Below are 14,805 nucleotides of genomic sequence, written 5' to 3'. Positions count from 1 at the left end.
AAGATGAACAAAACCATATTCCATATTACGAAAATGGATTGCCCAAGTGAGGAGCAGTTAATCCGTATGAAGTTGCAAAACTTTGATACGGTAAAATCATTGGAATTTGATATTCCAAACAGAAAATTGAATGTTTATCACAGTGGAAACCCAGAGCCGATTTTATCGGCTTTGGAAACCTTGAATTTGAATACAACATTGATTTCAACCGAAGAAAGTAATGCGGTTATTGAAACAGATACAAGCAATAATCAATGGAAACTTCTTTGGACGGTTTTGATAATCAATTTTCTGTTTTTCGGGATAGAAATACTTTTTGGTTTCTTTTCTAACTCAATGGGTTTGGTAGCTGATAGTTTGGATATGCTTGCGGACAGCATTGTTTATGCTTTGGCTTTATTCGCTGTGGGTGGAACAATAGCCCGAAAAAACAACATTGCCAAATTTGCAGGGTATTTTCAAATCCTGTTAGCTGTTATTGGTTTTGTGGAAGTCGTTAGACGGTTTTTAGGCTTTGAAAAAATGCCCGATTTTCAAACGATGATTGTTGTTTCTGTTTTGGCACTTATCGCAAATGTATTTTGTCTTTATCTGTTACAAAAGAACAAAAGCAAAGAAGCCCATATACAGGCAAGTATGATTTTTACATCAAACGATGTTATTATCAATTCGGGTGTTATAGTTGCAGGGCTTTTGGTTCATTGGCTCAATTCAAGCTATCCCGATTTGATTATCGGAGCAATTGTATTTATGATTGTAGCGAGGGGGGCGTATAGAATATTGAAACTTGCTAAATAAACAACTTACTTAAAACAAAAAATCGGATAGCTCAAAAGGTTATCCGATTTTCGTTTATGGCAAATGTAAAACGCCAAACACTGCCTTTCAACGCCAACGGGTGCAACATTCCTCAACCCTGTAACAAGCCTTTATAAATTCGACTTCCACAGAAAAATTGAGCAAACTATGGAAGTTATCGCAATACAAAAATCCGCATTTGACGGAATGACAAATGAGCTAAAGGCACTTTTGGAACTGACCGAAAGTGCCACACGAAAATATACCCCGATTTTCAAAGAAGAAAAATGGCTGGATAACCAGGAAGTGTGTTTGATGATGAACATTACCAAACGGACTTTGCAGACCTATAAAGACAAGGGGCTATTGCCATACTCCAAATTAAACCGTAAAAATTATTACAAACTTTCGGACGTACTGACTTTACTTAAAGCCGGGTATCCCTACAATATCAACGACAATGGATCTACTGACGAATGAAGCCGAAGAAATCATCGCCCATCAGGAGATGATAACTCTATTGAGAAAGCGTATCGAAGAGATACTGAAAAACTACCGCCCTGTAATGAACGGGGAAATTTACCTATCCGGCGAAGACGTGTGCAAGCTGATACACATCAGCAAACGCACACTCCAGCAATACCGTGATGATAATATCCTGCCGTTTATACAGATTGGGGGCAAGATCATCTATAAAGAAACGGATATACTGAGCATATTGGAGCAAAACTATATCAGCCACAAACCCTAAACACTTCTTGGATCTGGTTTAATGGGCATCATCGCACAACGGTGTACTTCTATTGCTGGGCAATCATAGTCTACCGTTGCTTTGCCCTCGATCAGATAAAGTCCTTTGCCACGTAAGGGGGATTTTTGCAGGCTTTGTGTGAAATGCACCGTATCTATAAAGTCGCCGTTGTGATCAATAAAAGTACCGAACTTCATCAATGAGCCGTTTTTTGTCCTCACTGTTTTTGAAGCGACCAAATGAGCAACCACTCTGACAATCTTCCCATTAGATGATGCCAATGTTTTTGCATCGGCATTGCCCCTATAATCGGATTTAGCAAGGTCGAAAATACTACCCGATACCGGAAATCCCATCAGTTCAATTTCATCGTAGAGGTTTTCCAATTCATCCGTAACGAATACGGGAAGCTGCGGTTTTTCAGCATTAGTGGAAAACAACTGACCGACTTGCAAATGAGTATTCCTGTTTTTATTCAGCAACAAATGAGCTTCCCAAAGCAATTCCTTTTTGCCAGCACCCAAAAATCGGAATGCTCCCGAGCGTATAAGGATAATCATCTGTTCCAATCCTGCACCTGTACGCAGGTGGAAATTTTCCAAACTCGAATAATCTCCGTTGCGTTTCCGTTCTTCGGAGATAAGCTGTGCCAGCTTGTTTTCAAGATTTAAAAGGCAATCGAAGCCCAGATAAATATCGTTGCCCTCGATACTCGTGTCGTACACACTTTTGTTTACGCAAGGCAAACAGATATTTCCGCCTGCCTTCCTTGCTTCATTGATATAAACTTCACGGGAATAAAAGCCACCGTAATTATTCAACACACTGACCATAAATTCCAATGGATAGTACGTTTTCAGAAACAAACTCTGATAGCTTTCTACGGCAAAGGAAGCACTGTGAGCCTTATTGAAACTGTAGCCTGCAAACGACTGCATCTGTCGCCATACTTCTTTGGCAATGTGTTCGGGATAACCTTTCTCACGGCAGTTGCTGTGGTATCTGTCCTCAATCTCGGCAAGGTGGTTGACGTTTCGGTATTTACCGCTCATCATCCGCCTCAATACATCGGCTTCCGCCAAATCCAGTCCCCCGAAATGATGCCCGATTTTCATCACATCTTCCTGATAGACCATTATACCATAAGTGTCCTCTAATTGTTCTTTGAATGCGGGGTGGATATATTCAACCTTTTCGGGGTTCAAATGGCGTTCGATATATGCCTGCATCATTCCTGATGAAGCTACACCCGGACGAATGATAGAGCTGGCAGCGACCAATGTGAGGTAGTTATCGCACCGTAATTTACTAATCAGTTGTCGCATTGCCGGACTTTCGATATAAAAGCAACCGACTGTATTTGCCGAACGCAGTTGCTCCGCAATAATAGGGTCGGTAAAGAACCGTTTGGGGGTTGAAGTATCTATCGTCACCCCCTTATTAATGCGGATAAGCTCCCTGCAATCCTTGATGTGTCCGATACCTCTTTGGGAAAGAATATCGAACTTTTCAAAGCCAATATCCTCTGCTACATACATATCGAACTGTACCGTAGGCAATCCCTTTGGGGGATAATCCAATGCGGAATAACAAGTGAGTGGATTGTCAGAAATCAAAACGCCCGAAGCGTGTATCGTCCGTTGGTTTGGAAAATCTGCCATTTGGTTATAAACGGACAATATAGTATGGGTTACTTCATTTTTGTTGAGCATATTATCAGGCTCTTGTATGAGTCTGTCTATTTCGCTTTTGGGCAATCCGTAAACCTTACCCAACTCACGGATAATACTGCGGTCACGAAACGTACCCATTGCACCCATCAGGGCGGTATGTTCACTCTGGTATCGGTTGAAAATGTAAGCATACATTTCGTCCCTGTCCCTCCAGGAGAAATCAATGTCAAAATCGGGCGGACTTTTCCTTTTTGGATTTAGAAAACGTTCAAAATACAGGTTCAGCTCAATGGGACAAACATCGGTAATGCCCAAACAATAGGCTACAATACTGTTCGCCCCGCTACCTCTGCCCACATAGTGGAAATCCCGGCTTCTTGCATATCGGCAAATGTCATCGGTAATCAAGAAGTAGCTTGAAAAGTTGAGGTTATCGATAATATCCAGTTCTTTCAGCACACGCTCTTTTGCCCGTTTATCGTCTGCTCCATATCTTCTGCCAAATCCGTCCATTGCGTATTTGTACAATAACTGTTTGTCATCGTAACGGTTCCCTGTAAAGGTCTTACGGTTCTTACTGGTTTTGAAATCGAAGTTGAAATTACACTCCGACAACAAATGTTGGGTATTCTCGATGAGTTTGGGTACAGGACTGTATGTTTTGTTGAGTTCTGTCAGGCTCATAAAAACCTCATCCTCACGGGCTACCTGCATTTGTTCCAATTGGGATATAAGGATATTGTTGTCGATAGCCCTTAACTGCTTGTGCAGTTGAAAATCCTGTCTTTTAAATGATACAGGTTGCAGGATGATATAGCGTTCCAAATATTTCTTTGGAGCTACTATGAATTTATTGACCTCGTGGGGTCGTATGCCGATGTATTCATTATCCTTTAAATTCGTTTCTGAAATAGAGCCAAAGGGATAAATGACAAAAACGTTTTTAAATTCCGGAGCAATGGCAGGCAAAGCCGATTTGTAGCGGTTGGCAAAGGTCATCAGGTCGTTGAGTTCCTTAAAGCCCATTTCGTTTTTGGCAATGCCCACGTACAACAATTGATTGTCGTTTCTAAATTCCATTCCTGCCAAACCCCGTATCCCAGCATCTGTACAAAGCCGTATGAAATCCAAGGTGGCAGATGAATTGTTGATATCGGTCAGCACGGCCGTATCATACCCATTGGTACGGATATGTTCAATGAGTTCCGTAAGGCTCATTGTTCCGTACCGCAGACTATAATAACTGTGCAGATTGAGTAACATAGCAAATCAGGAATTTAAAAGTGCAAAACCCCTTACTACCGAATGGTGTCCGTAACGCAATCTAATCTTGTCCATTGCTTTGGAAAGGTTGATGTCTTCGAGCGTATCATCAAATAGATCCGCCTGATAGCTGCCTGCTATCAGGTTGCTGAATTTGACACCAATCAGTCTTATCAACATTCGTCTGCTGTACAGCTTATGGAACAGTTGAAGCACTTTTTCAGATATAGTCCTTTCGGACGAAGTGAAAGCCAGTTTGGCCTGTGTGGTATGCGTATCGAAATTGCTGTAACGGATTTTGACCGTTACACAGGAAGTGAGCCTGCCGTCTTTCCGCAGGTCGAAAGCCAGCTCATCCACCATAGAAAGCATTACCCTCCTCAACAATTCCATATCAATGGTATCCTGTTCAAATGTATGCTCCTTGCTCATACTTTTTTGCTGATGAAAAGGTATGACCGCATTATTGTCAATGCCATTGGCTTTGTTCCAGATACTCACTCCGTTTTCGCCCAAGACCTGTTTCATTGTAAACACATTCATCTGCTGTAAAGTATAAATATGGGATATACCCATATTGCGGAGCAAAGGATAAGTCTTGTCGCCAATGCCCGGAATTTTGCGGATGGAAAGGGGAGCTAAAAATGGCTTTTCCGTTCCACCGTCCACCTTGCGTTCGCCACAAGGCTTAGCTTCTCCGGTAGCTATCTTGCTCACGGTCTTATTGGTAGATAGACCGAACGAGATAGGCAGACCTGTTTCCTTGATGATACGCTTACGAAGTTCCTGTGTGAGTTTCCACGTACCGAAAAACTTATCCATTCCGCTCATATCGAGGTAATGCTCATCTATACTCGCTTTTTCAACGACAGGTATTTTTTCTTCGATGATTTCCGTTACGATATTGGAATACTTGCTGTACAGGTCGTGGTCGCCACGCACCAATATGGCTTCGGGGCAGAGCTGTCTCGCCAACCGCATAGGCATAGCGGAATGCACCCCGAATTTACGGGCTTCATAACTGCACGAGGCCACCACGCCACGGTCGGAGCTACCGCCGATTAGGACTGGTTTTCCAACAAGGTTGCTGTTCAATAAACGTTCTACTGACACAAAAAAGGTGTCTAAATCACAATGGACGATCGTTCTTTCCATAACACACAAAATCTATTGTTTAAAATTACTAAGTTTTGTAGCAAAATATTTTACCTTTGTTGCTACAAATTGGAGCAATGTCATTATTATCAGAAAACATAAGGTATCTACGCAACCAGCTTGGGTATTCGCAACAAAAAGTAGCGGATGACCTGATTATTACCCGTGGTCGTTATGGTAAATATGAAGACGGAGCGACAGAGCCACCGATTGAGATATTGCTTAGAATTTCTCATTATTATCACGTGAGCATTGATTTGTTGGTTTCGGTCGATTTACGAAAAATCCCGCTAAAAGAAATTTTAGAACTGCCCGATAACCGTATTCTGCTTCCCATCAAAGTGGATAATGCAGGCGAAAACAAAATCGAAATCATTCCCCACAAAGCATCAATGGGCTACCTGAACGGCTATGCAGATCCCGAATATATCGAAAGCCTGCAAACCATTTCATTACCGTTTCTGAAAGGTGGAAAATACAGGGCTTTTCCTGCGGACGGTGCTTCCATGCCTCCGCACAAAGACAATTCGTTCATCATCGGAAAATATGTAGAAAACCTTGCTGATATAAGAACTGGCAAGACGTATGTATTCTTAACACGAAGCGAAGGAATTACCTATAAACGCCTGCTGAAAGTAAATAAAGACAGTTTGGAAGTTTCTGCCGACAATGTGTTTTACAAATCATACGAAATACACCTTTCAGATATTTTGGAGATATGGCAATATGCCAGCAGCATCGCTACACAGGAATTTTCAAAGGATGATTTTCAATTGGACAATATTGCCATTATCAGAATGTTACAAGAACTGAAAGATGAGGTACGGAAATTAAAGGGCAATTCTGCTGTCTCGGGTAACAATTAATCAATTAGAAAGATGATTTGTGCTGAATGATGTTGCTCATCATTTATAGCTTTGCTATCTTTGTTTTGAAAATATAGAAATGCTTAAAGTGTTTTTACTTTAAGTTCCGCATTAAAAACTGGTAATTTTTATGACCCCGGAACAGATAAGTAAGAACGCTCACGTCATAGGCGTGGGCGCTCGCTTATTTGGGGGTCAGGCGTACCAGTGCCTTAATGCCAATGAGTGTGGCTGCCTACGCTTTCTTTTTGTGGTGTCCTCACTTGTATATTTTGTTAAGACTATGAACTGTAAAACATATACAATGAAATTGGCACTAATTGATGATAATGCACGGCTTCGTGATATTACCAAAAAACAACTTGAAGATAGCGGGTACACACTGTTTTTCCAATCCGAAAACGAACAGGAAGCTATCCAAAAAATAGAAGAAAGCAACACATTACCCGATGTTTGCATCATAGAGGAAAATTTTGGTGCAGCCAATGCCCTGCTCGGAAAGTTCCCCGATTTAAAAGTGCTTATCTCCAGCACCAATGACGACAAAAAAAGCGTTACCGATATGTTGGAAATCGGAGTTTGGGGATATATACTGAAATACGCTGACCCCGATGAGCTTTTGACTGCTGTTGAGGCATTAAGTAAAGGTAAGAAATATTTTAGCTTGGGCGTGAGTGATATAGCTACGGAATATTATAGGAACAATTAATCCTCAAACTTACCCAATAGTCATCATTACAGTTAGCAATTAGCAACGTTCTTTTGCTTATTTTTTAATCGCTGTGTGAAAAGAAGAAATTATTATAAACCTATAACAAGTTACTACTTTCCTGTTTCTTCCTTTTCAATTTGTTTGTCTGCCCAATTTTTTAAGTGTTGGATAAATGGTATAAGTTCCTTGCCTGTTTCCGTTAATGTATATTCCACTTTGGGTGGGACTTCGTGATATACTTTTCTGTTAATCAAATTATCGGCTTCCAGTTCCCTTAACGTTTGGGTCAGCATTTTGGTCGTAATGTCAGGCATTGTTCGGGTTAGTTCGCCGTATCGCAAAATTTGATGTTCGTGCAAATACCATAAAATTCTACCTTTATATTTACCTCCGATGCGTCTGAAAGCGTAATCAACAGAGCATGTTGTTTCCTCGGGGCAAATTTTTTCTTTCTTTTTCATTTTTTATATCATTGATTATCAATTATACATTACTATTGGTATGTAGCATACAAAAATGTACATACTTGTGGCAAAGATACATATAATATAATTTTGTTGCTCAATTAAATACTAAATAAGAAATGAGTTTAAAACAAGAAAGTAATATATCCGCTGTTATGAAAGCGGTAAGACAACACGAATTTGGCGGACCGGAAGTGCTTCGTTATGAAGATGCACCTATTCCTGAGGTAAAAAAAGGAGAAGTATTGGTAAAAGTAAAAGCAATCGGGTTAAATCCTCCTGATTGGTATCTACGTGACGGATATTCGATGCTACCTCCCGAATGGCAACCCAAAGTGCCGTTTCCTATTATTCTGGGTACGGATATATCGGGTGAAATTGTCGCATTGGGTGAAGATGTAACGGAATTTTCCGTTGGCGATGAAGTGTATGCGATGGTACGATTTCCGAGTTACGGAGATAGCCAGGCGTATGCGGAATATGTAAGTGTAGCTGTTTCAGAATTGGCTTTGAAACCTAAAAATATTGATTTTATTAAAGCTGCCGCTGCACCGATGTCATTGCTTACGGCTTGGCAGTTTTTGATTGAACTTGGACATAACGAACCTAATCCGCTACAACCGAACCGACACGAACCTATACCGCTTGCAGGGAAGAAAGTGCTTATAAATGGTGCAGCAGGCGGAGTGGGTCATTTTGTAGTGCAGTTGGCAAAGTGGAAAGGGGCATACGTGATTGCAGTAGCTTCAGGCAAACAGGAAAGCATTTTGCGTGAATTGGGTGCGGACGAATTTATTGACTATACGAAACATAATGCAGATGAGATTTTCTCTGATATAGACTTGGTTGTTGATTGTGTTGGCGGTTCTTCGGCAGGACGTTTTCTGAAAACACTTAAAAAGGGCGGTTCGTTATTCCCGATTTTTCCGTTAGGTTTTTCCGGTGCTGAGGAAGCCCAAAAATTAGGAGTTAAAGTGTCTGCCACGCAAGTACGTTCCAATGGTACACAACTTTCGGAACTTGCCCGTTTGCTTGATGATGGAACAATCAAAGTGGTTATTGATAGTATTATCCCATTGGCTGATGCCCGTAAAGCACACGAAAGAGCCGCAAAGGGGCATATACAGGGTAAAATTGCATTAACTGTTTAATGTGAGATGAAATTATGAATGCAACTGAATTAGAAGACAAAATTGCCCTAAAAGAACTCGTTGATAAAATTGCAATTCTTGGAGATAAAAAGGACTTTGAAAATCAGGTACAGTTATTTTCAGAAAATGCCGTATCCGAAACAATAGCGAAGGGAAAAACCATTTTAAAACTTCGGGGCAGAAAAGAAATGCTTGATGCATTCAATGAATTTCATCAAGAAATTGAAACGGCTTACCACTTTAATGGTCAGCAAATCGTTACCATAAACGGAAATTCCACAAGCGGTATCTGCTATTGTTTGATTACGCTGATAAGCAATGAAAATGGTAAAAAATTAAAGACCACCATTGGAGCTATTTATGAAGATGAGTACATTCGTGTGGATAGCCAATGGCTGGTTTCCAAAAGAATAGGCTATTTTAATTGGCAGGATAAAACGGAAATTAAATCCTGAAAAATTAAAAGTGCCGTTCCTCGTGTACGGCACTTTTGTTTTATACTCCTTTTTTACACTTTATGATGTAAAAAGGGTAGTTCTCCTTAATTTCCGAAAATTCAAAAAGTCCTGCTTTCCCAAATTCTTCAGCTATGGTTTCCCTATCGTAAAAGAACATTTTTACTCCGCCAAACATTTCAAACCTGTCTTTGCTGATGTAGGTTCCTTGACCGTAAGTTTTGGCATCTTTTGTAATAGTGGTGAATATCATATAACCATTTTCGGTCAGTTGGTTATAACAGTCCGTGATTAGTTTTATTCGTTCGGTTTTGTCTAATAAGTGAATTAAGGCATAACAAAATATGCCGTCATACAATTTAGTATCAAAAGGCATTTCGGTTACTGAACCGTGATAAATTTCTAAATCATTACCGAAATGTTTTTTTGCTATGCCGATTGCGGTTTCGGAAATTTCAATTCCGGTTACAGTCATTCCGCTTTGTATAAACACATTGGCATTTCGTCCATAGCCCACACCGGGAATTAAAACGTTTTTCACATTATTGGCAATAAAAAAATCATTTGTCACTATCGCAGATTTTGCAGGTTCTAAGCCCCACATTTCCTGTTTGTCCTTAAATGCTTCTTCCCAAAACTCTGCCATTTTTTTTGTTGTAATGCATAAATTTTGTCGTCCAAAATTTCACAGTTAAATCTCGATTTGCTTACAGTAGCAATTACTTCATCGAATTTGATTGTATCACTTTCAACTCGTAAAACAGTATGTCCGCTTCTTTAACAGCGAATTTAAAGAAATAAAAACACACTTTGACAAGCATTCAGTTAAAATCCCTCATCAATAAAGCGACGTTCTTTTGCTTCTTTTCTTTGGTCGCTATGTGAAAAGAAAAGAAGTCATTACCAAAAAAACGAAAGGGATACCGAATATCCCACGAGATGATGTCGCAACCTCTTTGGTGAAATGTGAAGTGAGGGAATTGTGTGGCGGTGCATTTTGGCAAAGGGGTTGCACCGCTTTGATGCAAAAAGACTGCCCCGACCATCGGGAGGGAGTGTCTTTTTGCCGCCCGATTTTTCGGGTCAGGCGACTTTTATCGGGTGGGTGCGGTAATCTTTCAGATTGTGAAAAAATCCCCTGTATTCGGTCATTCCGTAGCGGAACACCCCCCAAAGCAAATCACAGCCCATTTGAGCCAATGAGCCATTGATAAACAAATCCTGCTTTTGCAATGCTTCCTCCAATGAGCAACTTGGCGTGTTATCATCCTTTTCGGATTGCTTCAGCAATTCGCCATACTCATCTGTAACCATTGGCAGGCTCGCCACCGTTTGGTACTTTTCTGAATTGGGTTGTTTGATAGTTCCTATTGTAGATAGTAGGACTTGCCCTGTGTGTTGGCTGTTACCGAAGTCCAACCAATACTTTGGGTCGTCTTGGTAGTGTCTGCGGTGGCTTGTTTCTTTCAGGATTTCAGCCACTCCAAACCTCGCCTGTACATTGTCCACACAGGTAATGGTTAGGATTGCCCTTGCGTTTTCGGGCAACCTGCCGAATTTGTCCTTTTCAAACTTTACCGTTTCGGCTTTCCAATTCGTACCGATACACCTATTGACACGGTTGATTAACGCAACGGATTTGTACAATCCTGTTTCGCTTTCAAAAAAACGCTGTCTGCCTAAATTTGCGGTTGTGATAATATCATCGTCCCATAAACGCACCTGTAATCCTGCGTGCCCTAACGCTAAAAGGCTCTCGTTTATTTCCAATAAGGCGGTCAATACCTTTGAGCCTGTGCCACCTGCACCGATTAGGTTTACCGAAATCGGGTTGGTAGGATTGAGCAAATAGTTGTCCGTAAAATGTACGGCTGTTTTTGTTGTTTCCTGTGTATTCATTACAATAGATTTTTAAGGGTTCTGTTGTTCTTTTTCAATACCTCTTTTGGAAAGGGTTTATCTGTTCCGATTAAGTCTTTCCATACGGTTACGCAATTTCCTTTTATGGGGCTGTGCCGTCCCAATAAGTGGCTGAAATAGCTGTTGAAAAAATAGCTTTCCCAAGCCTGTATAAATTCTTCCACCGAAGCGGAATTTTTAATATCAATGCTTACCGTACCCATACATACTTTGCCGTCTTCATAGATGTTAAAAAACGGAGCGTAATGCAAGGGCGTTTTTTCTGTCGGTCTTCTGTCTGTTGTAAGTGCAAAGACGGCAAGGCTGTTTTTATTGGCGTACCATAGCATTGGCGGTACTTGTGCCTTTCCGCTCGGTATATTCAAGCTATCAACAAAATACATTTGCCGTTGCTGTGTTTTGGTGTACCATAGCACCGTACCTTTTTCAGCATTAGGATTGATATGCAGAATATTGGTCGGCAAAATTCCCTTTGGCTTTAAAAAGGCTTGGTTCTTTTCTTCATCAGTCTGTAAGGACTTTGCCAATACTTTGGCTTCCTTTACGGTCAATGGGTGGGCGTTGATTGGGTTGCCATTTTTATCCATATCAAAATGCTCCACATACACATCTGAATTTTCGCCTTTGGTTTCATAGAAAACCAAAGCGGATTTCGGGTGGTATAGTGTTCCGAAATTCTCTGTTATGTTATTTTCGTCGTTCATTTTGCTGTGCTTTTATAGGCATACAATAGGGTGCAGATGTCGTCCAATAGGGCAAACAGACGGTTTTCAAAGTCAAGATTGTTTGCTTCTATTTTATTGCCGTCAAAGGATTTGCAAATGGTCGGTTCTTCCAATATGCCGTATTCGTTAAACTCGTTGTTGATACTGTCTTTAAGGCTTTCATACAACCAACCTTTGGTATCGGCAATAAATGAAATATACTTTTCCATTGTGATTGCTTCGTTATCGTAATCATCGTTATAGGGGTCTTGTTCGGGCATTGGTGCGTTTCTGAAAATGGTGGCGTTCGGATATTCCGTATAAAGGGCAAAGGCATTACACGCCACCTGCCAACATTCCCTGTCGAATGTATCACGGCTTTTGAAACGGCTCAAACGCTTTTCAAATAAGGTCAGATTGATACGGTTAAACAGTTTTTGTTCAATGTTGTCGCCAATCCACTCGGCTCGCTTTATTTCATTTCTGTAACATTCGGTTTCGTCCGTTTCATCGTCCTGTTCCACCCAATCTTTATGTGTTTCATATAGCCAATACAGATAGCTGTCTTGTTGCCTGTAATACGGAATATTGGCGATATGGTACAGATAACTGCAAACCGATAAGAGTAAATGTGCATTGTGTTTTCGCCCTTTATCGTGCAACATTCTGAAAAGTGGTACAATCGGAATATAATACAGGGTTGTACCTGTGTTGTACCGTTCCTCGCTTACCAAAAAAGTTTTCTTACTGTCCTGTAACAATTTAAAACTATCCCAATTGATGTTGGTGCGGTTTACTTTGGCTTCCATATCCCACATACCCAATGCGATATTGTAGGGAAAACCAAAATCTTTGGTCTGCATTGGCTCAATGCCGTAATGCTCGGCAAGTTTGGAAAGGGACTTGTAAAAATCCCTCTCCGTTTTTGCTGTTCCCTTACAAGCCTGTACGGATTGTGCCGTTTTCAGTTTAGGCAGAAAGGTACATTTCAGAATACCATTGGTAGCATTGCTATCGGTACGGATTTCTGTTTGTCCTTTTGCACTTGGTTTGCGTCCTTTGGTCTTTGTAGCCAATTGGCGAACTCGCCCAACTGTCGGTGCAACTGCCGTTGCCGTTTCTGTTCGGGTATGCTGATAACTCCCGATATGATGTTGCGTTGCATAATTCATCGTTTTTGATTTTTGGATTAACCTTTTGTTCCCATTACGCTCTCAAATTTGTACTCGACTGCATCGTCTTTGATTTGTGGTGCAGATACTTTTGCCGTTGTCAGTATCGGGTACATATTGGCGTAAAAATTCATTACGGCTTTCACGCCCCAACGTGGTTCGGGGTCGGTCAGTCTGATGTCCTGTCCTTTATCTTTGAGTATAAAAACTCGCTCTAATTGCGTTGCTAATAACATACTATTCGTTTTTAATGGTTAATACTCGTTTTCTTCTTCCTCCGTTTCGTCTATGGGATAGTCGGCTGTAACTTCTTCCGCTTGTGGCGGTTCGGGCGTTGCTTCTTCCATTGCCCCGAAAAGGCTCGGAGAGGCGAATTTGTCGGACAATGAAGTTTTGCGTTTGCGTATCTCGTCCGCTTTTTCGGGGAACTCGGTAATGTCGGGAACTTTCATCCACGCTTCACGGTGTTTGCCCTCTTTTTCTAACTCGTCCACCTTTGCCATACTTTCTTTGTACTTCTTGTCTTTGGCTTCTTTTTCCTTTTTGGCTTTCTCGGCTTTTTCTTTCTCCATTGCGGATTGTTTTTTGACTTCTTCCATTTGTTTTAGGAATTTTTCCATATCCACCATTACACCCGAAATGGTTTGTATAGGCGTGGTTATCTGCTCAAAAAATCCCTCGTCAAACTCCTGTGGTGTGGCGTTAAATGTCAATGGGGGAATAAGTTTTTTGGCGTTATCTCCGCATTGCTCGTTATTGAGCAATACCGATACGATTAGGTTATTTTCTGCTCCTTTTGAAATGTTCAGTTGCAATACGCCTGTAAAGTCCAACTGCTGTATCTGATTGAAAAAATTCGTGTTCATCGTTCTGAAATTTTAATTGTTAATGATTGTTTTTTGAGTGCCGTCAGTTTTTCGTACATATCCGTCCAATACGCATTTTGCCGTTTGTCGAACTCGGAAAAACTTTTCTCTTTGTGCCTGTATTCCTTGTAATCCGCTGTTATTCTGATTGCTTCATCAAGGTCGGTTACTTCAATAGGGCAACCGTTTAAATCTGTTACTTTCATCGCTTTTCATCTTTTAGGATTACCATAGTATTGTAGTCAAAAGCATAGTCAAACGCACCGTTTGAAACCCTTTGCCGTCTTTGCAGTTCCACGCCCTCGTCATCCCAACCAAAGTCGGGCAGACCGTTTACCCTTGCCACAAGCTGTGCATTGCTAAGGTGCTGAAAACGCTCCCTGCAAAACCTTTCCAGCTCCGTTTCTTCGGTGGTGGGATTGCACAGAATATTGAGGTCAAATTCTTCCGTCCAAAATTCCTCGCTTGTGTGCTTTCCGTATGCTTTGTATATGGCGTTGCCACTACGGTACACGACAAGCCTGTAACAGTCCAACCGATTTTCGGGAACGGTAAATGTTTCCTGTTCCTCGTTTTCAAGTTCCACAAATACCCATTCCTTACCTGCAAGCAATTCCTCAATGTCGGGTTGGTCGTCTTCGCTCGTTCTGTAAAAATCTACTGCGGTATCATAGTAGTTAAGGGATTGGAAATTGTAATCCTCTGCAAAAGGCTTAACGGCTTCCAATCGTTTTGCCTGTTCCTTTTTCCATTCTTCGGAAAGGTGGATTATTGCAAAATCGCAATTATCCCATTCGCTGTTGGTATTGGCTTTTACCAATAGGTGTGCTGTTGCTTTATTTGATAGTTTCATCT

Annotated in this window: 18 protein-coding genes; 7 read left to right on the top strand and 11 right to left on the bottom strand. The window is 41.1% G+C overall.

Annotated features, from left to right (window positions below; genetic code table 11):
- The first annotated feature begins 3 nt into the window (after positions 1-3).
- The 3 genes from OK18_RS03965 (at position 4) to OK18_RS03955 (ending at position 1,549) form a co-directional block, all read left to right on the top strand.
- The gene (locus tag OK18_RS03965; RefSeq protein ID WP_053327163.1) at positions 4-798 is read left to right on the top strand and encodes a cation transporter; all 795 of its coding nucleotides are present in this window, start codon (positions 4-6) and stop codon (positions 796-798) included.
- Positions 799-966: 168 nt separating this feature from the next.
- A complete protein-coding gene (locus OK18_RS03960; protein WP_053327162.1) occupies positions 967-1,278 on the top strand; it encodes a helix-turn-helix domain-containing protein in 312 nt (103 codons plus the stop codon).
- Positions 1,259-1,549 carry a helix-turn-helix domain-containing protein gene (locus OK18_RS03955; protein ID WP_053327161.1) on the top strand — a complete coding sequence of 97 codons (291 nt, stop codon included), beginning with the start codon at positions 1,259-1,261 and terminating at the stop codon, positions 1,547-1,549. The genes OK18_RS03960 and OK18_RS03955 overlap by 20 nt, the downstream gene beginning before the upstream one ends.
- Here OK18_RS03955 and OK18_RS03950 read toward each other — a convergent pair.
- Positions 1,546-4,485: a DNA polymerase III subunit alpha gene (locus OK18_RS03950; RefSeq protein ID WP_053327160.1), complete on the bottom strand. Its 2,940-nt coding sequence runs from the start codon at positions 4,483-4,485 to the stop codon at positions 1,546-1,548. The two genes, OK18_RS03955 and OK18_RS03950, sit on opposite strands and share 4 nt — an antisense overlap.
- A 6-nt stretch (positions 4,486-4,491) precedes the next feature.
- Positions 4,492-5,640, bottom strand: coding sequence for a DNA polymerase IV (gene dinB, locus OK18_RS03945; protein ID WP_053327159.1), 1,149 nt, complete (start codon positions 5,638-5,640; stop codon positions 4,492-4,494).
- A gap of 77 nt (positions 5,641-5,717) precedes the next feature.
- Here dinB and OK18_RS03940 point away from each other — a divergent pair, with 77 nt between their 5' ends.
- Together OK18_RS03940 and OK18_RS03935 are read left to right on the top strand one after the other, a co-directional pair.
- Entirely contained in the window at positions 5,718-6,506 is a 789-nt protein-coding gene (locus tag OK18_RS03940; protein ID WP_053327158.1) for an XRE family transcriptional regulator, read from the top strand.
- 304 nt (positions 6,507-6,810) lie between these two features.
- Positions 6,811-7,215: a response regulator gene (locus tag OK18_RS03935; protein WP_228377691.1), complete on the top strand. Its 405-nt coding sequence runs from the start codon at positions 6,811-6,813 to the stop codon at positions 7,213-7,215.
- Between the two features lie 113 nt (positions 7,216-7,328).
- Here the strand turns inward: OK18_RS03935 and OK18_RS03930 are convergent, their stop codons facing one another.
- Complete coding sequence (locus OK18_RS03930; RefSeq protein WP_053327157.1) at positions 7,329-7,679, bottom strand: winged helix-turn-helix transcriptional regulator; 351 nt, start codon at positions 7,677-7,679, stop codon at positions 7,329-7,331.
- A gap of 122 nt (positions 7,680-7,801) precedes the next feature.
- Here OK18_RS03930 and OK18_RS03925 point away from each other — a divergent pair, with 122 nt between their 5' ends.
- Entirely contained in the window at positions 7,802-8,833 is a 1,032-nt protein-coding gene (locus tag OK18_RS03925; RefSeq protein ID WP_228377690.1) for an NADP-dependent oxidoreductase, read from the top strand.
- A gap of 14 nt (positions 8,834-8,847) precedes the next feature.
- Positions 8,848-9,288 carry a nuclear transport factor 2 family protein gene (locus tag OK18_RS03920; protein WP_053327156.1) on the top strand — a complete coding sequence of 147 codons (441 nt, stop codon included), beginning with the start codon at positions 8,848-8,850 and terminating at the stop codon, positions 9,286-9,288.
- Between the two features lie 40 nt (positions 9,289-9,328).
- Here the strand turns inward: OK18_RS03920 and OK18_RS03915 are convergent, their stop codons facing one another.
- From OK18_RS03915 to OK18_RS21645, 8 genes are all read right to left on the bottom strand, one after another.
- Positions 9,329-9,934, bottom strand: coding sequence for a class I SAM-dependent methyltransferase (locus tag OK18_RS03915; RefSeq protein WP_053327155.1), 606 nt, complete (start codon positions 9,932-9,934; stop codon positions 9,329-9,331).
- 437 nt (positions 9,935-10,371) lie between these two features.
- Positions 10,372-11,187, bottom strand: coding sequence for a PRTRC system ThiF family protein (locus tag OK18_RS03910; protein WP_053327154.1), 816 nt, complete (start codon positions 11,185-11,187; stop codon positions 10,372-10,374).
- Positions 11,187-11,912, bottom strand: a complete 726-nt coding sequence (locus tag OK18_RS03905; RefSeq protein ID WP_053327153.1) for a PRTRC system protein B — start codon at positions 11,910-11,912, stop codon at positions 11,187-11,189. Before OK18_RS03905 ends, OK18_RS03910 begins: the two co-directional genes overlap by 1 nt.
- The gene (locus OK18_RS03900; protein WP_053327152.1) at positions 11,909-13,084 is read right to left on the bottom strand and encodes a hypothetical protein; all 1,176 of its coding nucleotides are present in this window, start codon (positions 13,082-13,084) and stop codon (positions 11,909-11,911) included. The genes OK18_RS03905 and OK18_RS03900 overlap by 4 nt, the downstream gene beginning before the upstream one ends.
- Positions 13,085-13,101: 17 nt before the next feature.
- Positions 13,102-13,320, bottom strand: coding sequence for a PRTRC system protein C (locus tag OK18_RS03895; RefSeq protein ID WP_053327151.1), 219 nt, complete (start codon positions 13,318-13,320; stop codon positions 13,102-13,104).
- An 18-nt stretch (positions 13,321-13,338) separates the two neighbouring features.
- Entirely contained in the window at positions 13,339-13,950 is a 612-nt protein-coding gene (locus tag OK18_RS03890; RefSeq protein WP_053327150.1) for a PRTRC system protein E, read from the bottom strand.
- Positions 13,947-14,156 (bottom strand): hypothetical protein, encoded by a 210-nt coding sequence (locus tag OK18_RS03885; protein ID WP_053327149.1) that lies wholly within the window; start codon positions 14,154-14,156, stop codon positions 13,947-13,949. Before OK18_RS03885 ends, OK18_RS03890 begins: the two co-directional genes overlap by 4 nt.
- Complete coding sequence (locus tag OK18_RS21645; protein ID WP_228377689.1) at positions 14,153-14,803, bottom strand: hypothetical protein; 651 nt, start codon at positions 14,801-14,803, stop codon at positions 14,153-14,155. The genes OK18_RS03885 and OK18_RS21645 overlap by 4 nt, the downstream gene beginning before the upstream one ends.
- Between the last annotated feature and the right edge of the window lie 2 nt (positions 14,804-14,805).

The organism is Chryseobacterium gallinarum, assembly GCF_001021975.1.
GTDB classification, from domain to species: domain Bacteria; phylum Bacteroidota; class Bacteroidia; order Flavobacteriales; family Weeksellaceae; genus Chryseobacterium; species Chryseobacterium gallinarum.
This window is presented reverse-complemented; position numbering and strand designations above follow the sequence as displayed.